Genomic DNA, 24,199 nt, shown 5'->3' with positions numbered 1-24,199 from the left:
TGACGCTGTTAAACGCCGGCGTAGCGGCGAGAGTGACTGTTCAGTCACGCTCAAGCCCCGGAAAACCTGGCGAAGGGGAATTCTGATCGGCAGCGCTCGGGTAAATGGCGGCGCTGCTATGTGGTTTTTTTCCTACAAGCTTTTCAGTATTTCCTCTCCGAACTTTTCGACAGTGCCTACGGTAAACACGCCCGCAAGGTCAGACAGGCGCGAACGAGCCTGGTGGTTGTCCGGGTTTCAGGTGTCATGTCGGCGCCGGGGCCGATGCTTGAATACCGGCAAAATTTCATGAGATGGATCTTATGCAGCCTACTTCTGCCAACGTGGCGGACGATGTGTCCGTGCCTGTCGAGACATTTGCGCTGACTGCCGCCCAACGAGATATCTGGCTGGACCAACTGAGCCGCGGCGATTCGCCGCTGTACAACATTGGCGGTTACGTGGAGCTGAGCGGGCCGCTGGATCCGGCATTGCTGCAATCGGCGCTTGAGTCTCTGGTGGCAGCGAATGATGCCTTGCGCATTGTGCTGCTCGCGGACGTGGGGCACGACGGGCTGCCGTTGCAAGGGTTTGCGCCGGCACTGCCGGTGGCCATGCCGCTGTTTGATCTCAGCGGGCAAGCCGATCCGCAGTCGGCGGCCCAGACGCTGGTTGAAGCACAGATGGTGCAGGCCTTTGTGTTGAGCGGGCAGGCGTTGTTCCGCTTCAGTCTGATTCGCCTCGATCGCCATCGTCACTGGCTGGCAGCCCAGGCCCATCACTTGATCATCGATGGCTGGGCTTTCGCGCTGCTGTTCAAGTCGGTGGGCGAGATCTACAGCGCGTTGTGCCGTGGCGAGCATCCGCGCAGGGCGGCACCGTCCTATGTCGGCTTTATCGAAGAAGACGCGCGCTACCATCAGTCACCTCGCTATGAGCGCGATCAACGTTACTGGCTGGACAAGTACCGTAGCTTGCCCGAGCCCTTGTTGACGCCCCGTCATCGCGAATTCCTTGATGTTGAAGCAGCGCCAAGTCGCATCCACGTCGAGGCTTTTCCAGCCGTGCTGCACGAGCGCATGAAAGACTGCGCGCGACAATTCGGTGGCTCGGCCTTTCATGTATTGCTGGCGGCGCTGCACGTGTATTTCAGTCGTACCGCCCAACGTGACGAGTGGGTGGTCGGTCTGCCGATTCTCAATCGCTCCGGTGCCCGCTTCAAAAGCACCTTGGGCTTGTTCACCCAGGTCAGTGCAATGCGCATGGGCTTCGGTCGAACGTTGTCATTCGCTGAATTGATCAAGGCGATCGGCGCTGACCTGAAGCAGGATTTCCGCCATCAACGCTACCCGCTGAGCGAGATGAACCGCGCGCTGGGGCTGTTGCGTGAAGATCGTGCGCAACTGTTCGAGCTGTCGCTGTCCTACGAGCAGGACGACCACGACTACCGTTACGGTGAGGCGTCGGGACACTCGGTCAAGGTCTCTAATCAGCACGAGGCGACTCCGCTGGCCATTCACCTGCGCAGCAACCGTTACACCGACAAAGCCTGGCTGCATCTGGTGTACTCGCCAGCCTATTTCACGGCTGACGAGATCGCGGCGTTGACCGAGCGCTTGCTGCTGATTCTGCAGCAAGGTCTGGAATGCCCGGCGCTGGCGATCGCCGATTTCAACCTCAATAGCCCGACAGAACTGGCCCTGTTCAATGAGTGGAACGACACCCGGGTCAGTTATCCGCAAGGCCGACTGATTCATCAGCGCTTCGAATCGCGAGTGGCCGAAGAGCCGGACGCTGTGGTCGCGACGTATCAGGGGCGAACCCTGAGTTATGCCGAGCTGAATCGGCAAGCCAATGCGTTGGCCCACCATCTGATCGGCCTCGGCGTGCTTCCTGACGATCGTGTGGCAATCGTTGCCCGCCGCGGCCTGGACACGCTGGTCGGGTTGCTGGCGATTCTCAAGGCTGGCGCTGCTTATGTGCCGATTGATCCGGCGCATCCGCCCGAGCGCCTGAGTTATCTGCTCAGCGACAGTGCGCCGGTGGCGCTGCTGACGCAAAGCGATCTGCGTGAGCGTCTGCCCGCCACAACGCTGCCGGTGATCGAGCTGGATCGGCGCGAATGGTCGCTCGACAACACGACCGATCCCGACGTGACGGGGTTGAACACCCGCCACCTCGCCTATGTGATTTACACCTCCGGCTCCACCGGGTTGCCCAAAGGCGTGATGGTCGAGCACCGCACGCTGGGCAATCTGGTCGACTGGCACTGTTCGGCGTTTGGACTTGGCCCCGGGCAGCACACCTCGAGCCTGGCCGGCTTCGGGTTTGACGCGATGGCCTGGGAGGTGTGGCCGGCGCTGTGTGCCGGGGCAACGCTGCATTTTGCACCCGCGAGCGAAGGCAGCGAAGACATCGATGCGCTGCTCGCCTGGTGGCGGGCGCAGCCGCTGGACGTCAGCTTTCTGCCGACGCCGATTGCCGAATACGCCTTCAGCCAACAGGCCGATCATCCGACCTTGCGCACCTTGCTGATCGGCGGCGATCGTCTGCGCCAGTTCAACCGCGCGCAGTCGTTCGCGGTGGTCAACAACTACGGCCCGACCGAGGCCACGGTGGTCGCCACCTCGGGGCTAATCACTCCGGGGCAGGCGTTGCACATCGGCAAACCCGTCAGCAATGCCACGACTTATCTGCTCGATGATCAGCAGCGTCCGGTGCCGATCGGCATCATGGGCGAGTTGTATGTCGGCGGCGCCGGGGTGGCCCGGGGTTATCTGAATCGTCCGGACCTGACCGCCGAACGCTTTCTCGACGACCCGTTCAGTGCGCAGCCTGATGCGCGCATGTACCGTACCGGCGACCTCGCGCGGTGGCGTGCCGACGGCAATCTTGAGTACATCGGTCGCAACGATGACCAGGTGAAAGTTCGTGGGGTGCGTGTCGAGCTGGGCGAAATCGAAGCCGCACTCGCCAGCCATGACGCGGTGCAGGAAGCAGTGGTGCTGGTGCGCGACGGTCAATTGTTGGCATGGTTCACCGGGCGCGCAGCGCTGGACATCCAGCAACTGCATGCGCACCTGACATCGCGTTTGCCAGCCGCCATGCTGCCGGCCGCCTACATTCAATTGGCGAGTTTGCCGCTGACCGCCAACGGCAAACTCGACCGTCAGGCGTTGCCGGCGCCGGGGCCGGACGCGTTGATCCGTCGTCAATACGAGGCGCCACAAGGTGACGTCGAAATCGCCTTGGCGCAGATCTGGGCCGAGGTCCTGCAGGTCGACCGGGTAGGGCGTCACGACCATTTCTTTGAGCTGGGCGGCCACTCTTTGCTCGCCGTAGGCCTGATCGAACGCATGCGCCAGATTGGCATGAGCAGCGATGTTCGCGTGCTGTTCAATCAACCGACACTGGCGGCGTTAGCGGCGGCAGAGGGCAGCGGCCGCGAAGTCGAGGTGCCGGCTAACCGCATTGCGCCCGATTGCACGTACATCACGCCGGACCTGTTGCCATTGGTGCAACTGGATCAGGCGATGATCGAACGCATCGTCGCGACCGTGCCGGGCGGTGCCGCCAATGTGCAGGACATCTACCCGTTGGCCCCGTTGCAGGAAGGCATTCTCTATCACCACATCACCGCTGCGCAGGGCGATCCGTATTTGCTGCAATCGCTGCTGGCGTTCGACAGCCTCGAGCGGGTCGAGGCCTTTGCCGCTGCGCTGCGTCAGGTCATGGCGCGGCACGACATCCTGCGTACGGCGGTGGTTTGGGAAGGGCTGACGTCACCGGTTCAGGTCGTTTGGCGCGAGGCGATTTTGCCGGTGCAGAAGGTTGAATTTGATCCTGCCCGTGGCGCGATTATCGACCAATTGCACGAGCGTTTCGACGCGCGGCGTTATCGCCTCGATGTCAGTCAGGCGCCGCTGCTGCGCCTGATGTATGCCCGTGATCCCGCGCACAATCGGGTGGTCGGCATCTTGTTGTTCCATCACCTGGCGATGGATCACATTGCGCTGGAGGCGATGCGCGAAGAAATCCACGCCAGCCTGTCCGGGCACTCGGAGACGCTGGCGCCGCCAGTACCGTATCGCAACTACGTGGCGCAGACGCGACTGGGCGTCAGTGAGCAGGAGCATGAAGCGTTCTTCCGGCAGATGCTCGGCGACATCGACGAGCCGACCTTGCCGTTCGCTTTGCAGAACGTGCAGGGCGACGGCAGCAACATCGAAGAAGCCGAGCAGGCGCTGGGCAGCGATCTGTATCAGCGCCTGCAGCAGCAGGCACGCCTGGCGGGCGTGAGCATCGCCAGCCTGATCCACCTCGCCTGGGCGCAAGTGTTGGCGGCGACCTCCGCGCAGCAAAGTGTCGTATTTGGCACGGTGTTGATGGGCCGCATGCAGGGTGGCGCGGGTGCCGACCGGGCGCTCGGGGTGTTCATCAACACCTTGCCGCTGCGGGTCGATGTCGGCGAGGGTGCGCGCGCAGCGCTGAAGTCCACCCATGCGCGCCTGAGCGCGTTGCTTGCCCATGAACACGCTTCGTTGGCGCTGGCCCAGCGTTGCAGCGGCGTTGCTGCGCCGGCGCCGCTGTTCAGCGCCTTGCTCAACTATCGGCACAGCGATGATGTCGGGCAAAAAACCTCCCGGCAAACCTGGCAGGGCATCGAGACCCTGGCCAACGAGGAGCGGACCAATTATCCGTTTACCCTGAGTGTCGATGACCTCGGCACAGGCTTGCGTCTGACCAGCCGAACCCTGTCGAGCATCGGTGCGCAGCGGATATGCAGTTATGTGCAGTCAGCGCTGAGCGTGTTGGTCGAAGCGCTGGAGAACACGCCGCAGCGGCCGCTGAATAGCCTGCCGTTGTTACCGCAGGAGGAACTGCAACGGCTGCTGATCGAGTTCAACGATACGGCAGTCGACTGCCCGCTGGATCAGCCACTTCAGGCGCTGTTTGAACAACAGGTGCAGCGCAAGCCGCATGCCATCGCCGTGCAGTTCGCCGAGCAACGCCTGAGCTATCGCGAGTTGAACGAGCAGGCCAACCGCCTGGCCCATCATCTGCGCGGGCTCGGCGTGCAACCGGATTCGCGGGTCGCGATCTGCGTCGAGCGCGGGCCGGAACTGGTGATCGGTCTGTTGGGCATTCTCAAGGCCGGCGGTGCTTATGTGCCGCTCGATCCCGATTATCCGCAGCAACGGCTCAACTACATGTTGCAGGACAGCGCCCCGGTCGCGCTGCTGGTGCATGCCGCAACGCGTGATTTGCTCGGCGAATCCCGCGTGCCACTGATCGATCTCGATCTCGGTGTATGGCGGGACCAACCACACGAGAATCTGCAGGTGCCCGGTCTCGGTGCGACGAATCTGGCCTACATGATCTACACCTCCGGCTCCACCGGCACGCCGAAAGGCGTGATGATCGAGCACCGCAGCGCGTGCAACATGGTGCATTGGGGTTCGCAGTTGTCGCCGCCGACTGAACACGGTGCGTTGCTGCAAAAGGCGCCGTACAGTTTCGACAGTTCGGTGTGGGAGATCTTCTGGCCACTGTGCTCGGGCATGCGCCTGGTGCTGGCGCGGGCCGATGGCAATCGCGATTCGGCGTATGTCACGCAAGTGATCCGTGAGCAGAACATCACCGTGGTCAAGTTCGTGCCGGCGTTGTTGCAGCAGTTCATTGAACAGGACGATGTCAGCCAGTGCACCAGCCTGACCGACGTGCTCAACGGTGGCGGCGAGTTGACCGTCGCCCTGGCCCGGCAAGTGCGCGAGCGCCTGCCGTGGGTGCGCCTGCACAACGTCTATGGGCCGACCGAAACCACGGTCGACAGCAGTGGCTGGACGCTGCAACCCGGCGAACCGGTGCCGCAGACACTGGTGCCGATCGGCAAGGCCCTGAGCAACACGCGGCTGTACGTCCTCGATGCCTTTGATCAGCCTGTGCCGTTTGGCGTCAGTGGGCATTTGCACATTGGCGGAGTGGGCGTGGCGCGGGGCTATCTGGGACTGCCGCAATTGCAGGCCGAACGCTTTATCGACAGTCCGTTCGTACCTGGTGATCGCTTGTATCGCACCGGTGATCTGGTGCGTTACGGCGCCGATGGCAACCTCGAATTCCTCGGTCGCAACGACTTTCAGGTCAAGCTGCGCGGAGTGCGCCTTGAGCTGGGCGAGATTGAAGCGCGCCTGCTGGAACACCCGGCCATCCGCGAGGCGGTGGTGCTGGTACGCGATGAGCGACTGGTGGCTTATTACACCCTGCGCGCCGAACTGGCTGCACCGACGCTGGAAGCATTGCGAGCGCATGTCTTGGCGCAGTTGCCGGAGTTCATGGTGCCTGGCGCCTACGTGAGGCTGGTGGCGTTGCCGTTGACGCCGAACGACAAAATCGACCGCAAGGCGTTGCCGGAACCGGGGGCGGAGGCGCTGCTCAGCCGTCCTTACGAGGCCCCCGCAGGCGACGTGGAAACCGCGTTGGCGCAGATCTGGGCGCAGGTGCTCAAGGTCGAGCAGGTGGGCCGGCACGACAACTTCTTCGAGCTGGGCGGGCATTCGTTGCTGGCGGTCAGTCTGGTCGCGCGCATGCGTCTGGCCGGTCTGCATGTCGACGCGCGCACGCTGTTCAGCCAGCCGACGCTGGCGGCGCTGGCGGCTCAGACCTCGCGGCAGGCGAAGCAGGTCGAAATCGCGCAGACCACCATCCCGAGCCTCAACCGCAAACGCCGGCTCTGACGGACCGGACACAAAACCTGTGGGAGCGAGCTTGCTCGCGAAAGCGCTGGTTCAGTCAATGTTGCTGGTGACTGATACACCGCCTTCGCGAGCAAGCTCGCTCCCACAGGGGACTTGCGGTGCTCGCGCCGGCGGCTTGTCCCCGCTTCCCATGTCAGACACCCACGCCCCGATGTTTTAGTTTTTCCAGGCTGCGCGCCGCCTGCATGGACTCGCTGCTGCGCGCTCTTTTTTTTCGTATTTACAGCAGGTTACCTCATGCATTTCAGCGAACTGATGGCTGCCATTTCCACCCGTGCGATCCGCCTTCAACAGGAAGATGAAGACCTGGTCATTCTGGGCAGCGACGACGCGCTGGATGACGCGTTGTGGGACAGCCTCGCGGCGCACAAGGCGCAACTGCTGGAGCTGGTCGCCCAACACGGCGGCGACTGGCTGAGCCCGGCCTTTCGCATCACCCCGGACATGCTGCCGCTGGTGGATCTGCAGCAGGATGCCCTCAACGGCATCGTCGCCACGGTGCCGGGTGGCGCCGCCAACGTGCAGGACATCTATCCGTTGTCCGCGTTGCAGGAAGGCATGCTCTATCACCACCTCTCGGCCGCTGCCGGTGACCCTTACATCTCGCAGGCGCGCTTCGTATTCGACAGCCAGGAACGGCTGGATGCCTTCGCCGACGCGCTGCGCTGGGTGGTAAACCGTCACGACATCCTGCGCACCTCGTTCGTCTGGGAATACCTCGACGAGGCGCTGCAAGTGGTCTGGCGCGAGGCGCCGCTGGTGTGTGAGGAAGTCCCCGTCGACAGTGGCGCCGACGTGCTCACGCAACTGCTCGCACGCCACGACCCGCAGCACTTCCGTCTCGACATGCAGCAAGCGCCTTTGCTGCGTCTGGTGTATGCGCAGGATCCCGCGCAGGGCCGCGTGGTCGCGCTGTTGCTGTTTCATCACATGATCATGGATCACGTGGCGCTGGATGTGCTGCGTCGGGAAATCCAGGCCTGTCTACTCGGGCAGACCGCGCAAGTGCCTGCCGCTGTGCCGTATCGCGATCACTTGGCCAGGGCACGCAATGCTGGTAACGAGCAGGCGCAGGAAGCGTTTTTCCGCGACATGCTCGCGGATATCGACGAGCCGACGCTGCCCTGTGGTTTGCAGGATGTGCAGGGCGATGGCCACGCCATCGAGGAAGCCTCGCTGATGCTCGACAGCCGCTTGAGCCGGCAGTTGCGCGAGCAGGCGCGGCAGCTCGGCGTCAGCGTCGCGAGCCTGACGCATCTGGCGCTGGCGCGGGTGCTCGGGCAATTGTCCGGGCGCACGGCGGTGGTGTTCGGCACCGTGCTGCTGGGGCGGATGGACGCGGGCGAGGGCGGTGAGCAGGCGTTGGGCATGTTCATCAACACTTTGCCGCTGCGCGTTGATGTTGGCGAGCAAAGCGTGCGCGCCGGCGTGCTGGCGACCCATCGGCGCCTGACCGCGCTGCTGGCGCACGAGCAGGCTTCGCTAGCCCTGGCGCAACGCTGCAGCGCCGTTGCGGTGCCGACGCCGCTGTTCAGCGCGATCCTCAACTACCGACACAGCAGCGTTGAGGAAGTGGCGGAGGTGATCGACATCGCCCCCGGTGTGCATGTGTTGGGTGCCCGCGAGCGCACCAACTATCCGCTGACCATCAACATCGATGACCTCGGCGCCGATTTGCGCATCACCGCGCTGGCGGATGCAGCGCTGGGGGCCGAGCGCATGGCCGCGTACCTGAACACGGCGTTGGAAAGTCTGCTCGCAGCCTTGCAAGCCAGCGCCGATGTGCCGCTGCAAACGCTGCGCATCCTCCCGGCCAGCGAACGCGAACACTTGCTGTACGGCGTCAATTCGCCGCTGGCACAGTTCCCGGAAACCCTGTTGATTCACCAGCAATTCGAAACCCATGCCCAGGCCCAGCCTGAGGCCACGGCGCTGATATTCGACGGACAAACCCTCAGTTACGGCGAACTCAACCGCCGTGCCAACCAGGTGGCGCATCATCTGCTGGCCCTGAACATTCGTCCCGACGACCGCGTGGCGATCTGCGTCGAGCGTGGCGCGCCAATGATCATCGGCCTGCTTGGTGTGCTCAAGGCCGGCGCCGGTTACGTGCCGATCGATCCGGCCTATCCGCCCGACAGAATCAGCTTCACCTTGCAGGACAGCGCCCCGGCAGCGGTGCTGATGCAGGCGGCGACGCGCGAGCGCGTGGCCGCTCTCGAAGTGCCGCAGATCGACCTCGACAGCGCTCACCTCAAGGCCGAACTCGACAGCAACCCGCAGATCCCCGAGCTGACCCCGGCGCATCTGGCGTACGTGATCTACACCTCCGGTTCCACCGGTTTACCCAAAGGCGTGATGGTCGAGCACCGCAACGTCGCGCGGCTGTTTTCCGCCACCCACGATTGGTTCCAGTTCAACCCGCAAGACATCGGGGTGTTGTTCCATTCCTTCGCGTTCGACTTCTCGGTCTGGGAAATCTGGGCCGCGCTGGCGTTCGGCGGGCAATTGCTGCTGATCCCGCAAGCCGTCAGCCGTTCGCCGGACGACTGCTATGCATTGCTCTGCCAGACCGGCGTGACCGTACTCAACCAGACGCCGAGCGCCTTCCGCCAACTGATCGCCGCGCAGGGCCGCAGTCAGCTGCAACACTCGTTGCGGGAAGTGGTGTTCGGCGGCGAAGCGCTGGAACCGGGCTTGCTCAAGCCGTGGTATGCGCGGGTCGGCAATGCCGGCACGCGGTTGGTGAACATGTACGGCATCACCGAAACCACCGTGCACGTGACCTATCGGCCGCTGCAAGCCGCCGACGCGCAGTTGCTCGGCGTCAGCCCGATTGGCGTGCGCATTCCCGATCTGCAACTGTATATCCTCGATGCTCAGCGCGAACCGGTTCCGGTCGGCGTGGTCGGCGAGTTGTACGTCGGCGGGGCCGGGGTGGCGCGCGGTTATCTGAATCGTGAAGCATTGACTGCCGAGCGTTTTATCAATGATCCGTTCACTGAAAATGTCGATGCGCGGCTGTACAAAACCGGAGACCTTGCGCGCTGGGCTGCGGATGGCAGCCTCGAATACCTCGGTCGCAATGACGATCAAGTAAAAATTCGCGGTTTCCGCATTGAGCTGGGCGAGATCGAGGCACGTCTGTCTAGTTGCGAAGGCGTGCGCGAAGCCGTGGTCATCGCCCGTGAGGACAGCCCCGGCGATCAGCGTCTGGTCGCGTACTGGCTGGCCGATGAAGGTGCGGCGCCGGATGTGGTGCAATTGCGTGATCAGCTGTTGGCGGGGTTGGCTGACTACATGGTGCCGAGCGCCTTCGTGCGCCTGGAAGCCTTCCCGCTGACCACCAACGGCAAGCTCGACCGCAAAGCCTTGCCGGCACCGGACAGCGATGCATTCGCGCGGCGCGGTTTCGAAGCGCCGGTCGGAGCGGTAGAGAATCTGATCGCTGGTCTCTGGCAGACATTGCTTGGTGTCGAGCAGGTCGGCCGCCATGACAATTTCTTCGAGCTCGGCGGTCATTCGCTGCTGGCAGTGAAGCTGATCGAACGCATGCGCCAACAGGATCTGCACTGTGATGTGCGCGTGCTGTTCGGTCAGCCGAGTGTGGCCGCGCTGGCGGCGACCTTGAGCAGCGAACGCGGCATCGTCGTTCCCGACAACCTGATCGAGCCGGGTTGTATGCGCATCACCCCGGCCATGCTGCCGCTGAGCAATCTCGATCAAGCCGCGATCGACCGTGTCGTTGCCAGCGTGCCGGGCGGCAGCGCCAATGTGCAGGATATCTATGGCCTGGCGCCTTTGCAGGCAGGGATTCTCTATCATCATCTGGCAACCAGTGCCGGTGATCCGTATGTGTTGCAGGCGCAATTTGCCTTCGACGGTCTGGCGCAGATCAAAACCTTCGTTCGCGCCTTGAACGGCGTGATCGCGCGCCACGACATTCTGCGCACCGGCATCTTCTGGGAGGGGCTTGAAGAGGCGGTACAAGTGGTCTGGCGCGAGGCGCCGCTGGCGCTGGAACGCGTCGATGCCGACGAACTCGACGGCGATGTGCTGGAACAGATGCAGGCGCGTTTCGATCCACGCCACTATCGTCTGGACCTCAATCGCGCGCCGCTGATGCGTTTTGTCTACACCGAAGATCAGCCAAACCAGCGCTGGATCGGCATTCTCCTGATGCACCATATCGTCCTCGACCACACCGCACTGGACGTGCTGGTCGCGGAAATGAATGACGTCATGCTTGGCCGCAGCGAGGATCTGCCGCCGCCGGTGCAATACCGCCACTTTGTCGCCCAGGCGCGGCTCGGCGTTGATGATCAGGCCCATGAGGCGTTCTTCCGCGAGATGCTTGGCGATATCGACGAGCCGACCGTGGCCTTCGGTCTGCAGGACGTGCACGGCGACGGCAGCGACATTCTCGACAGTCATTCCGAACTCGATGCCGACCTCGGTAAACGTCTGCGTGAGCAGGCGCGGCGGCTCGGTGTCAGTGTGGCCAGTCTGGTGCATCAGGCCTGGGCTCAGGTGTTGGCGCAGGTGTCCGGCCAGCAGGACGTGGTGTTCGGCACGGTATTGCTCGGGCGCATGCAGGGCGGCGAAGGCGCAGATCGGGCGTTGGGCATGTTCATCAACACCTTGCCGCTGCGCGTCAGCGTCGGGGCTGATTCGGTGGAGAGCGGGGTGCGGGGAACCCATGCGCGTCTGGCGCAATTGCTCGGCCACGAGCAAGCCTCGCTGGCACTGGCCCAGCGTTGCAGTGGTGTTAGCGGTGCGCAGGCGCTGTTCAGCACTTTGCTCAACTACCGCCACAGCGCGCCCGAGTCGGCCGCTGTAGCGTGGGACGGCGTGCAGATTCTCAGCTCCCGCGAGCGCAGCAATTATCCGTTAGTGGTCAGCGTCGACGACCTCGGCGAAGGCTTCCGCGTGAGCGTGCAAGCTGTGCCACAGGTGGACGGCGCGCGGGTCTGCGATTTCTTGCAAACCGCGTTGCACAGTCTGGTCACGGCACTGGAGTACACGTCGCAGGCACCGTTGCAGCAACTGTCGATCGTGTCGCCGAGTGAGCGGCAGCGCGTGCTGGTCGGCTTCAACATCAGCGGTCGTGAATACCCGCCGGCGCAGACCGTGCCGCGCCTGTTCGCAGCGCAAGTGGCGGCGCACCCCGAGGCGCTGGCGGTGGTGCAGGGCGAGCAACAGTTCAGCTACCGCGAACTGAATCAGCGCGCCAATCGTCTCGCCCATCACCTGATTGGTCTCGGCGTGCAAGTCGACGACCGTGTCGCGCTGTGCCTGCGTCGCGGCCCGGACATGCTGGTTGCGCTGTTGGCGATTCTCAAGGCCGGCGCCGGTTACGTGCCGATCGATGCGGATTACCCGGCAGAGCGCATCGCCTACCTGTTGCAGGACAGCGACCCGATCGCGGTGCTGGCGCAGGCGTCGACGCGCGAGCTGCTTGGCGTTGTTCCCGTGATCGATCTGGATGCCGGCGACTGGCAGCACTTGCCTGACACCGACCCAGCGCTGTCGAGGCTGGCCCCGGCGAATCTGGCCTACGTGATCTACACCTCCGGTTCCACCGGGCAGCCGAAAGGCGTGATGGTCGAGCACCGCACCCTGGAAAACCTCGTGCACTGGCACGCCGAAGCCTTCGATCTGCATGCCGGCAGCCACACCGCCAGCGTCGCCGGTTGCGGTTTCGATGCCATGGCCTGGGAAGTCTGGCCGGCGTTGTGCGTTGGCGCGACCGTGCATCTGCCACCGTCTTCGATCAAAAACGAACATCTTGATGAACTGCTCGAATGGTGGCGCGCGCAGCCGTTGCAGGTGAGCTTTCTGCCAACCCCGGTGGCCGAATATGCCTTCAGTCGTGAATTGGGTCATCCGACCCTGCGCACATTGCTGATCGGTGGCGATAAATTGCGCCAGTTCCCGCGAGATCAGACGTTCGATGTGATCAACAACTATGGCCCGACCGAAGCCACGGTGGTGGCGACGTCCGGGCGCATCGAACCCGGGCGGGTTTTGCACATAGGCCGGCCGATTGCCAATGCCAAAGTCTATTTGCTGGACCGTCAGCAACAACCAGTGCCGACCGGTGTGCAAGGCGAGTTGTATGTCGGCGGCGCCGGGGTTGCGCGCGGCTATCTGAATCGTCCGGAACTGACCTCAGCACAATTCCTTGACGACCCGTTCAGCGATGAACCGCATGCGCGGATGTACCGCACCGGCGACCTGGCGCGCTGGCTGGCGGACGGCAATATCGAATACCTGGGGCGTAACGATGATCAGGTAAAACTGCGCGGCGTGCGTATAGAACTCGGGGAAATCGAAGCGGCGCTGAGCGCACATGATGCGGTCCGCGAATGCGTGGTGCTTGTGCGCGACGGCCGTCTGGTCGCCTGGTTTACCGCCATCGAGTCTGTCGAGATCGGCGATTTGCATCAGTATCTGCACGCGCGGCTGCCGGACACTTTGGTCCCGGCCGCTTACGTGCGACTGGACAGCCTGCCGCTCACGGCTCACGGCAAACTCGACCGCAAGGCCTTGCCCGAACCGGATCAGGACGCGTGGCTCAGCCGTGAATATGAAGCGCCACAAGGCCCGGTCGAAATGGCGCTGGCGCAGATCTGGGCCGACGTCCTCAACATCGAGCAGATCGGCCGTCACGACAATTTCTTCGAACTCGGCGGCCATTCGCTGTTGGCGGTGAGCCTGATCGAGCGCATGCGTCAGGCCGGTCTGAGCGCCGATGTGCGCGTGCTGTTCAACCAACCGAGCCTGGCCGCGCTGGCGCGGGCCTTGGGCAGTGGCCGGGAAATCGCAGTGCCGGCCAATCTGATTGCGGCCGATTGCACGCACATCACCCCGGACATGCTGACCCTGACCACGCTGGATCAGGCCAGCATTGATCGTATCGTCGCGACGGTGCCGGGCGGTGCTGCGAATGTGCAGGATATCTATCCGCTGGCACCGTTGCAGGAAGGCATTCTTTATCACCACCTCAGTGCCGAACAGGGCGATCCGTACCTGCTGCAATCGCGTCTGGCCTTCGACAGCCTTGAACGTCTGCACAGCTTCGCCGAGCACTTGCAGCAGGTCATCGCCCGTCACGACATCTTGCGCACCAGCGTGGTCTGGGAAGGCTTGCCGAGCCCGCATCAGGTGGTCTGGCGCACGGCGCAGATGGTCGTGCAACAAGTGCTGCCGGATCCGCAGGACGGAGACATTCTCGAACAGCTGCACGCGCGTTTTGATGCCCGGCATTTCCGCCTCGACCTCAATCAAGCTCCGTTGATCCGCATGGTCTACGCCGAGGATCCGGCGCAACAGCAAGTCGTCGCCATCGTGCTGTTCCATCACTCGATTCTCGACCACACCGCCATGGACGTGATCGGCCGGGAAATGCATGCGTTGATGTTCGATCAGCTCGACACGCTGACGCCGCCGATGCCGTACCGCAATTACGTGGCGCAGGCACGCCTCGGCGCCGATGAGCAGGAACATGAGGCGTTCTTCCGCGAGATGCTCGGCGACATCGACGAGCCGACTTTGCCCTTCGGTCTGCAGGATGTTCAGGGCGACGGGCGTGGCATCGAAGAAGCGCTGCAAGCGGTGGATGCCGCGCTCAATCGGCGTCTGCGTGAACAGGCGCGGCAGTTGGGCGTCAGCCCGGCGAGCCTGATGCACATGGCCTGGGCGCAAGTGTTGGGCGTCGTTTCCGGCCGTCGCGACGTGGTCTTCGGCACCGTGTTGATGGGGCGCATGCAGGGCGGTGAGGGCGCCGACCGCACGTTGGGGGTGTTTATCAACACCCTGCCGCTGCGGGTGGGGCTCGCTGAAAGTGTGCGCGCCGGGGTGAAAACCACCCACGCGCGGCTGACGGCGCTGCTCGCTCATGAACACGCGTCACTGGCGCTGGCTCAACGCTGCAGCGGCATGCCGGGTTCGGCGCCGCTGTTCAGCGCCTTGCTCAATTACCGGCACAGCGCCGCCGCACAACAGCCGCGCGACGGCCAGGGGATCTGGCAAGGCGTGCGCATGCTCGGTGGCGAGGAGCGCAGCAACTATCCGCTGACCCTGTCGGTGGATGATCTGGGCGACGGTTTTGCCTTGGACGTGCTGGCGCTCGCCGAGATCGGTGCGCAGCGGATCTGCAGTTACATGCACACCGCACTGGAGCAACTGGTGCAAGCGCTGGAGCAGCAGCCCCAAATGCCACTCAATCAGCTACCGATTCTGTCGCTGCCGGAGCAGACGCGACTGCTGGTCGATTTCAATCGGAGTGCCGTCGCGTTTCGCCGTGGCGCAACCCTTCATGCGCTGGTCGAGACTCAGGCGGCACAACGGGCGGAGGCGCTGGCGGTGGTGCAGGGCGGGCAAGCGTTGACCTATGGCCAGCTCAATCAACGCGCCAACCGCCTGGCTCACCATCTGCTCAGCCTTGGCGTGCAGCCTGACGACCGCATCGCCGTGTGCGTGCGGCGCAGCCCGCAGATGCTGGTGGCGCTGCTGGCGATCCTCAAGTCCGGCGCCGGTTATGTGCCGGTCGACCCGGCCTATCCGGCGGAACGCATTGCCTACTTGCTTGAGGACAGCGCGCCGTTGGCGGTTCTGGCCGAGGCTTCGACGCGTGATTTGCTCGGTGCTGCGTCTGTGATCGATCTCGATCGCCTTGACTGGGCGCATCTGCCGGACCGCAATCCGCAGGTGCCGACGCTGACCCCGGCGCATCTGGCCTACGTGATCTACACCTCGGGCTCCACCGGCCAGCCGAAAGGCGTGATGGTCGAACACGCGACGCTGGAAAACCTCGTGCACTGGCACAACGGCGCCTTTGACCTGCACGCGGGCAGTCACACGTCGAGTGTCGCCGGGTTTGGTTTCGATGCCATGGCGTGGGAGGTCTGGCCAGCGCTGTGCATCGGCGCGACCGTGCATCTGCCACCGCAATCGGTGAGCAACGAGCACCTCGACGAATTGCTGGCGTGGTGGCGCGCGCAGCCGTTGCAGGTGAGTTTCCTGCCCACGCCTGTCGCCGAATACGCCTTCAGTCGTGACCTCGGCCACCCGACCTTGCGCACGCTGCTGATCGGTGGCGACAAATTGCGCCAGTTCCCGCGTCAGCAGACGTTCGCGGTGATCAACAACTACGGCCCGACCGAAGCTACGGTGGTTGCCACCTGCGGCGCGGTCGAGGCCGGGCAGGTGCTGCATATCGGTCGGCCGATGGCCAACGCGAAGATTTACCTGCTCGATGACCAGCAGCGCCCCGTACCGGTTGGCGTTGCTGGCGAGTTGTATGTCGGCGGTGCCGGCGTGGCGCGCGGTTATCTGCATCGCCCCGAGCTGACTGCCGAACGCTTCCTCGACGATCCGTTCAGCGATGAACCGCAGGCGCGCATGTACCGCACCGGCGACCTCGCACGCTGGCTGGCTGACGGCAACGTCGAATACCTGGGGCGCAACGATGATCAGGTCAAACTGCGCGGCGTGCGCATCGAATTGGGCGAAATCGAAGCGGCGTTGAGCGCTCACGAGGCTGTGCAGGATTGCGTGGTGTTGGTGCGCGACGGCCAGTTGCTGGCGTGGTTTACCGAACGCCTGAACGTCGAGATCGAGGATTTGCGCAGTCATTTGCAAGCGCAGTTGCCGCAAGCCCTGGTGCCTGCCGCTTACGTGCGCCTGCCAGCACTGCCGCTGACCGCCAATGGCAAACTCGACCGCAAGGCGTTGCCAGAACCGGATCAAACGGCGTGGCTGAGCCGCGAATATGCCGCGCCACAAGGTTCGGTGGAAATCGCCTTGGCGCAGATCTGGTCGGACGTCCTCAAGGTCGAACAGATCGGCCGTCACGACAACTTCTTCGAACTGGGCGGGCATTCATTACTGGCGGTGACGCTGATCGAGCGCATGCGTCAGGTCGATCTGAGCACCGACGTGCGTGTGCTGTTCAGCCAACCGACCCTGGCCGCGCTGGCGGCGGCGGTGGGCAGTGGCCGCGAGGTCGCCGTGCCGGACAATCTGATTCCTGCCGATTGCACGCACATCACTGCGGACATGCTGACGCTGGTGCAACTGGATCAGGCCAGTATCGAGCGCATCGTCGCCACGGTGCCGGGCGGCGCGGCCAACGTGCAGGACATTTACCCGCTGGCACCGTTGCAGGAAGGGATTCTGTATCACCACCTCAGTGCGGCTCAGGGCGATCCGTACCTGCTGCAATCGTGTCTGGCGTTCGACAGCATTGAACGGTTTCAAGGGTTCGCGGCGGCGTTGCGTCAGGTCATGACGCGCCACGATATCCTGCGCACATCGATTGTCTGGCAAGGCTTGGCGGCGCCGGTACAAGTGGTCTGGCGCCGTGCGGAGTTGCCGGTCCAAGTGGTGGCGCTGGAACCCGCGCAGGGCGAAGCCATCGATCAACTACGTGCACGCTTCGATGCGCGGCACTGGCGTCTGGAACTTGATCAGGCACCGTTGCTGCGTTTGGTGTATGCCCTCGATCCGGACAATCAGCGTGTCGTCGCCATGCTGTTGTTCCATCACATTGCCATGGACCACACCGCGCTGGCGGTGGTCAGCGCAGAAATGCAGGCGATTTTGCAGGGCGATGAGCGACTGCCTGTATCCGCCGTGCCATACCGCAATTATGTCGCGCAAACCCGCCTCGGCGTCAGCGAACAAGAGCACGAAGCGTTCTTCCGCGAGATGCTCGGCGACATCGACGAGCCGACACTGCCGTTCGGTTTGCAGGATGTGCATGGCGACGGGAATGACATCGAGGAAGTCTGCCAGCCACTGCCTGCCTCGGTGGCGCAGCGTTTGCGCAGTCAGGCGCGCTTGCTCGGCGTCAGCGTCGCCAGTCTGTTTCATCTCGCCTGGGCGCAGGTGCTGGCGGCAACGTCGGCTCAGGAGCGCGTTGTCTTCGGCACGGTGCTGCTGGGCCGCATGCAGGGCGGCGCGGGCGCAGATCGCGGGCTGGGCATGTTCATCAACACCTTGCCATTGCGCGTGGATGTCGACGAAACCGATGTGCGCGCCGGGGTCAAGGCCACGCATGCGCGGCTCAGTGCGCTGTTGGCTCACGAACATGCTTCGCTGGCATTGGCCCAGCGTTGCAGCGGTGTCGCGGCGCCGTCACCACTGTTCAGCGCGATGCTCAATTACCGCCATAGCGACAGCGAAGCTCAGCAAACTACCAAGCGTGAGGCCTGGCAGGGCATCCAATCCCTTGCTGGCGAGGAGCGCACCAACTACCCGTTGACCCTCAACGTCGACGATCTGGGCAGCGGTTTTGAACTGACGGTGATGACCCCTTCGCGCATCGGTGCGGCACGTCTCGGCCAGTACATGGAGAACGCGCTGACTGCGCTGGTTGAAGCCTTGGAGCACACACCGCAGCAAGCGTTGAATCGCCTGACGGTGTTGCCGGACGAGGAGCGGCAGGCGTTGCTGTTCGGCCTCAATGCCACGGACGTCGATTACGATTTGCAGCAGACGCTGCACGGCTTGTTCGAAGCGCAGGTGCAGCGTACGCCGCAGGCTGTGGCCGTCGTCGCCGGCGAACAGGCATTGAGCTACACGCAGTTGAACGAACGCGCCAACCGCCTGGCCGGACACTTGCTCAGTCTCGGCGTGCAAGTGGATTCGCGGGTGGCGATCTGCGTCGAGCGCAGCCTGGAAATGGTCATCGGCCTGCTGGCAATCAACAAGGCCGGCGCTGGTTATGTGCCGCTCGATCCGGCCTATCCGCCGGAGCGTCTGGCCTACATGCTCGAGGACAGCGCGCCGGCCGTGGTGCTGGTGCACGGGGCTACCAGCGAGTTGCTGGGAGATATCACAGCGGCAGTGGTCGATCTTGATCAGAACAGTTGGCACTCCTTGTCCGCCGAAAATCCGCAAATCCCGACGTTGACACCACAGCACAGCGCCTACGTGATCTACACCTCCGGCTCCACCGGCCAACCCAAAGGCGTGGTCAACGAGCATGCCGGGGTGGTCAACCGCTTGCTGTGGATGCAGGACGCCTATCGCCTGACCGCTGCCGATTCGGTGTTGCAGAAAACCCCATTCAGTTTTGACGTCTCGGTATGGGAGTTCTTCTGGCCGCTGATGACCGGCGCGCGCCTGGTCATGGCGCAGCCCGGCGGGCACAAGGATCCGCAGTACCTGAGCGAAGTGATCGAGCGCGAACACATCACCACGCTGCACTTTGTGCCGTCGATGCTCGATGTGTTCCTCGCCAACAGCGACACCACACGCTGCGACAGCGTGCGGCAGGTAATGTGCAGCGGCGAGGCGTTGCCGGGCCGTGTGGTGCGGCGTTTCAAACTGCAATTGCCGGGCAGCGCGTTGCATAACCTGTACGGCCCGACCGAAGCCGCCGTCGATGTCACCGCGTGGGACTGCGCGGGAACGATCGAGCAGACCCCGGACAACACGCCAATTGGCAAACCGATCGCCAACACCCGCATGTACATCCTTGATGCGCAACAGCAACCCGTGCCGCAAGGCGTGATCGGCGAGCTGTACATCGCTGGCGTGCAGGTGGCGCGCGGTTATCTGAACCGACCTGAGCTGAGTGCCGAGCGCTTCCTCGACGATCCGTTCCAGGCCAACGGGCGGATGTATCGCACTGGTGACGTCGCCCGCTATCTGGCGGACGGCAACATCGAATACCTGGGGCGTAACGACGATCAGGTGAAGATCCGTGGCTTGCGTATCGAACTGGGCGAAATTCAGGCCGGCATTGCCCGGATCGAAGCTGTGCAGGAGGCGGTGGTGGTCGCCCGCGAAGACGTGCCCGGCGACAAACGTCTGGTCGCGTATTACACCGGCGAACGCCTGGAAATCGACCTACTGCGCAGTCAACTGCTCGAGCACTTGCCGGATTACATGGTGCCTACGGTGTTTGTGCATCTCGATAGTTTGCCGCTGAGTCCCAACGGCAAGCTCGACCGCAAGGCGCTGCCGGCGCCGGATCAGCAATCGCTGAAAATCCGCGAATACGAAGCCCCGGTCGGCGACGTCGAAATCACCCTGGCACGGCTCTGGGCCGAGCTGCTTAACGTCGAGCGGGTAGGGCGTCACGACCATTTCTTTGAACTGGGTGGTCACTCATTACTGGCGGTCAGTCTGATCGGCCGGTTACGTCAGGAAGGCATGGAAGCCGATGTCAGGGCGTTGTTCGAACAACCGACCCTGGCCGGCTACGCCGCAATTACGGAAAGAATGGAGATCGTCCTGTGAATGTGCTCGAACTGTTGGCAACCCTGAAGACAAAAGACATTCAGTTGGCGGTGACCGATGAGCAATTGCGCGTCAACGGCAACAAACAGGCGTTGAGCGATCCGGCGCTGCTGGCCGCGCTGCGCGAGCACAAACCGGCGCTGATCGAACTGATCAAGGCCGGCCAATACTCGGCCACCCGCGTCGGCCAGATCGACGTTCCGGCCAACGGCATCCTCCCCGGCACCACGCGCATCACGCCAGCGATGGTGACCCTGGCTGACGTGGATCAGGCGACCCTCGACCGCTTGCTCGCCGAGGTACCAGGCGGCGCCGCCAATGTGCAGGACATCTACCCACTGGCGCCGTTGCAGGAAGGCATCCTCTATCACCACGCGAGCAACGAGCAGGGCGATCCGTACGTCATGCAATCGTACTTTGCGTTCAGCAGCCGCGAGCGTCTGCAGGACTTCGCTCAAGCCTTGCAAAAGGTCATCGATCGCCACGACATCTTGCGTACTGCGGTGCATTGGGAAGGGCTGGACGTGCCGCTGCAAGTGGTCTGGCGTCAGGCACCGTTGCCGATGGAGGAGATCGTGCTGGGAGACGGCGCAAGTGATGCGCTGCAGCAACTGCACGAACGTTTCGATGCGCGGCATTTCCGTCTGGACGTCCGGTGCGCGCCGATGATGCGTCTGGCCTACGCGTGGGATGAGGGCGGTCAGCGGGTGGTCGCGACGTTGTTGTTCCATCACATGGCGCTGGACCACTCGGCGCTCGACGTGGTGCGTCACGAACTGCTCGCCTGCCTCACTGGCCAGGCTCAATCGCTCGGGCGTCCGGTGCCGTTTCGCAATTACGTGGCGCAAGCGCGACTGGGCATCAGCGAAGCCGAACACGAGGTTTTTTTTCGCGAGATGCTCGGCGACATAGCCGAGCCGACCCTGCCCTACGGTTTGCAGGACGTGCAGGGTGACGGCCTCGGTATCGCCGAGCTGAGCCTGCCGGTCAACCCATTGCTCGGCCAGCGTTTGCGCGCACAGGCGCGGCAGCTTGGCGTGAGTGTCGCGAGCCTGTTTCATCTGGGCTGGGCGCAGGTACTGGCGGTGCTCACCGGCAAACAAAACGTCGTGTTCGGTACGGTGCTGATGGGCCGTATGCAAGGTGCCGAAGCCACCGAGCGGGCGCTGGGGATTTTCATCAACACCTTGCCGCTGCGGGTCGATGTCGATGCACAGGGCGTGCGTGCGGCGGTGGAGGCGACGCACAAACGCCTGACCACGCTGATGCGCCATGAACACGCACCACTGGCACTCGCCCAGCGTTGCAGCGGCGTGGTCGCGCCGACGCCGTTGTTCAGTGCCTTGCTCAATTACCGCCACAGCCACAACGCGGCGACGGCGAGTGCCGAGACCCTGGCGGCCTGGGAAGGCATCAGCACGATCAGCTCCGAAGAACGCACCAACTATCCGCTGACCCTGAGCGTCGACGATTTCGGCGATGCCTTCAGCCTGACGTTGCTGGCCACCACCGAGGTCGATCCACAGCGCATCTGTGATTACCTGCACTGCGCCATGGAGAGTCTGGTGCTGGCACTGGAGCAGGCACCCGACACCGCGCTCAACCAGTTGCCGATTCTGCCGACGGCCGAGCGCGAGCAGGTGCTGTTGGCGTTCAATGACAACCACGCCGAATTCCCGGCAATGTTGACCATCGCCCAGCGTTTCGAGGCGCAAGTGGCGCAGCGGCCCGAAGCCGTGGCCGCGCAATACCTCGGTGAGCAATTGAGTTACGCCGAGCTCAACCGGCATGCCAACGCCTTGGCTCATCATCTGATCGCACTGGGTGTGAAACCCGATGATCGCGTCGCCATCGTCGCTCGCCGTGGCCTCGATACGCTGGTCGGGCTAGTGGCGATTCTCAAGGCCGGTGCCGGTTATGTGCCGGTCGACCCGGCGCACCCGGCCGAACGTCTGCACTACTTGCTCAGCGACAGCGGCCCCGTTGCTGTGCTGACCCAAAATAATCTGCGGGAGCGCTTGCCGACGCTGGCGGTGCCGGTGATCGATCTTGACCCGCGCACCTGGCCGCTGAGCGAGACCCTTGATCCGCAGGTGCCGGGCCTGACCGCCGCGCATCTGGCCTACGTGATCTACACCTCCGGCTCCACCGGCCTGCCCAAAGGCGTGATGGTCGAACACCGCACCTTGTCGAATCTGGTCGATTGGCATTGCTCAACGTTTGATCTGTGCGCCGGTCGTCACACTTCAAGCCTTGCCGGGTTCGGTTTCGACGCCATGGCCTGGGAAGTCTGGCCGGCGCTGTGTGCCGGCGCGACCCTGCATCTGGCACCGACTCACGAGGGCACCGAGGACATCGATGCGTTGCTCGAGTGGTGGCGCGCGCAGCCACTGGACGTGAGTTTCCTGCCGACGCCCGTCGCCGAATACGCCTTCAGCCAGAACCTTGAACACCCGACGCTGCGCACACTGCTGATCGGTGGCGACCGCTTGCGCCAGTTCAGCCGCAACCAGCAATTCGACGTGATCAACAACTACGGCCCGACCGAAGCCACCGTGGTCGCGACCTCTGGGCGAATCGAGGCCGGCGATGCCTTGCACATCGGCAAACCGGTGACCAACGCCACGGTGTATCTGCTCGATGAACAGCAGCGCCCCGTGCCGATTGGCGTCATGGGCGAGTTGTATGTTGGCGGTGCCGGGGTCGCTCGCGGCTATTTGAACCGTGCCGACCTGAGCGCCGAGCGCTTCCTTCATGACCCGTTCAGCCCTTTGCCGAACCCGCGCATGTATCGCACCGGCGATCTCGCCCGCTGGCGCGCGGACGGCACGATCGAGTACCTGGGGCGTAACGACGATCAGGTGAAAATCCGTGGCGTGCGTATCGAACTCGGTGAAATCGAAACCCGCCTCAATCAGTTGCCCGGCATTCAGGAAGCCGTGCTGCTGGCGCGCGAAGATGAACCCGGCCAGCCGCGGCTGGTGGCGTATTTCACCGAGCAGAGCCAGGTCGAACCGTTGGCCGTGGCCGAGTTGCGCGCGCACCTGTTGACCCAGTTACCGGAGTACATGGTGCCGGTGGCCTTTGTCAGACTCGACGCGCTGCCGTTGACCGCCAATGGCAAGGTCGACCGCAAGGCCCTGCCGAAACCCGAGCGAGCGGCGCTGTTCACCCGCGAATACGAGGCGCCGCACAACGAACTGGAAAGCGCCTTGGCGCAGATCTGGGCGCAGGTGCTGCAAGTCGAGCGAGTCGGGCGTCAGGACCATTTCTTCGAACTCGGTGGGCACTCGCTGTTGGCCATGCGCATGGTGTCCCAGGTTCGCCAGCGTCTTGGTGTCGAGCTGGCGCTGGGCGACCTGTTTGCCAACGCCGAACTGGCAGCGGTTGCCGAGGCGGTGGCGCAAGCCGGGCGCAGCACGCAACCGGAGATTGTCGCGGTGGCTCGTGACGGCGCGTTGCCGCTGTCGTTCGCCCAGCAACGCTTGTGGTTTCTCGCACAAATGGAAGGCGCCAACACCGCGTACAACATTCCCATCGGCCTGCGCCTGCGTGGGCAACTGAATGAGCATGCGCTGCAACAAGCCTTGGCGCGTATCGTTGCGCGTCACGAAACCCTGCGCAGCCGTTTCGCCCAGTTCAATGACCAGGCGCAAGTGCTGATCGCCCCGGTCGACAGCGGTCTGCTGCTGCGCGTTGAAGACCTGCGCCAGCATCCGCAAGCCGACCAGACCTTGGCGGCGCTGATTCAGGGCGAGGCCTCGGGGCCGTTTGACTTACAAGACGATGCGCTGATTCGCGGCCGCCTGGTGCGGCTGGCCGACGATCATCATGTGCTGTTGCTGACCCTGCACCACATCATCTCCGATGGCTGGTCGATGGGGGTTCTGACCCGTGAACTGATGGCGTTATATCAGGCGTTCAGCCACGGTCAACCAGATCCACTGCCGCCGCTGGCGCTGCAATACACCGACTACGCAGTGTGGCAGCGGCGCTGGCTCAGTGGCGAGGTTCTGGAGCGTCAAAGCGAGTATTGGCAACAAACGTTGGCGGGCGCTCCGGCACTGTTGACGCTGCCGACTGATCGCGTGCGCCCGGCGCAGCAGGATTACGCCGGCAACACCGTCGAGGTGGTGCTCGACGAACGCCTGAGCGCCGGGCTCAAGGCTTTGGCCCAGCGTCACGGCGTGACGATGTACATGCTCATGCTC

The 24,199-nt window shown here is 63.5% G+C and carries 3 protein-coding genes (1 of these 3 only partly in view); all 3 read left to right on the top strand.

Annotated features, from left to right (window positions below; all coding sequences use genetic code 11):
- Positions 1 to 302 precede the first annotated feature (302 nt).
- Complete coding sequence (locus AB4N74_RS11805) at positions 303 to 6,713, top strand: amino acid adenylation domain-containing protein (protein ID WP_460100321.1); 6,411 nt, start codon at positions 303 to 305, stop codon at positions 6,711 to 6,713.
- Between the two features lie 258 nt (positions 6,714 to 6,971).
- Positions 6,972 to 19,988 (top strand): amino acid adenylation domain-containing protein, encoded by a 13,017-nt coding sequence (locus AB4N74_RS11800; RefSeq protein WP_460100318.1) that lies wholly within the window; start codon positions 6,972 to 6,974, stop codon positions 19,986 to 19,988.
- Positions 19,985 to 24,199 carry the 5' portion of a non-ribosomal peptide synthase/polyketide synthase gene (locus tag AB4N74_RS11795; RefSeq protein ID WP_460100315.1) on the top strand. It continues 13,629 nt past the right edge of the window, so 4,215 of the gene's 17,844 nt are visible here — the first part of the coding sequence; the start codon lies at positions 19,985 to 19,987; its stop codon lies beyond the right edge, outside the window. Before AB4N74_RS11800 ends, AB4N74_RS11795 begins: the two co-directional genes overlap by 4 nt.

The sequence above is a fragment of the Pseudomonas sp. H3_C08 genome, assembly GCF_054669455.1.
This window is presented reverse-complemented; position numbering and strand designations above follow the sequence as displayed.

Excerpts from the sequence above, each read along its gene's own strand:
- AB4N74_RS11800 (WP_460100318.1), top strand. The coding sequence starts at position 6,972 with ATGCATTTCAGCGAACTGATGGCTGCCATTTCCACCCGTGCGATCCGC.
- AB4N74_RS11805 (WP_460100321.1), top strand. The coding sequence starts at position 303 with ATGCAGCCTACTTCTGCCAACGTGGCGGACGATGTGTCCGTGCCTGTC.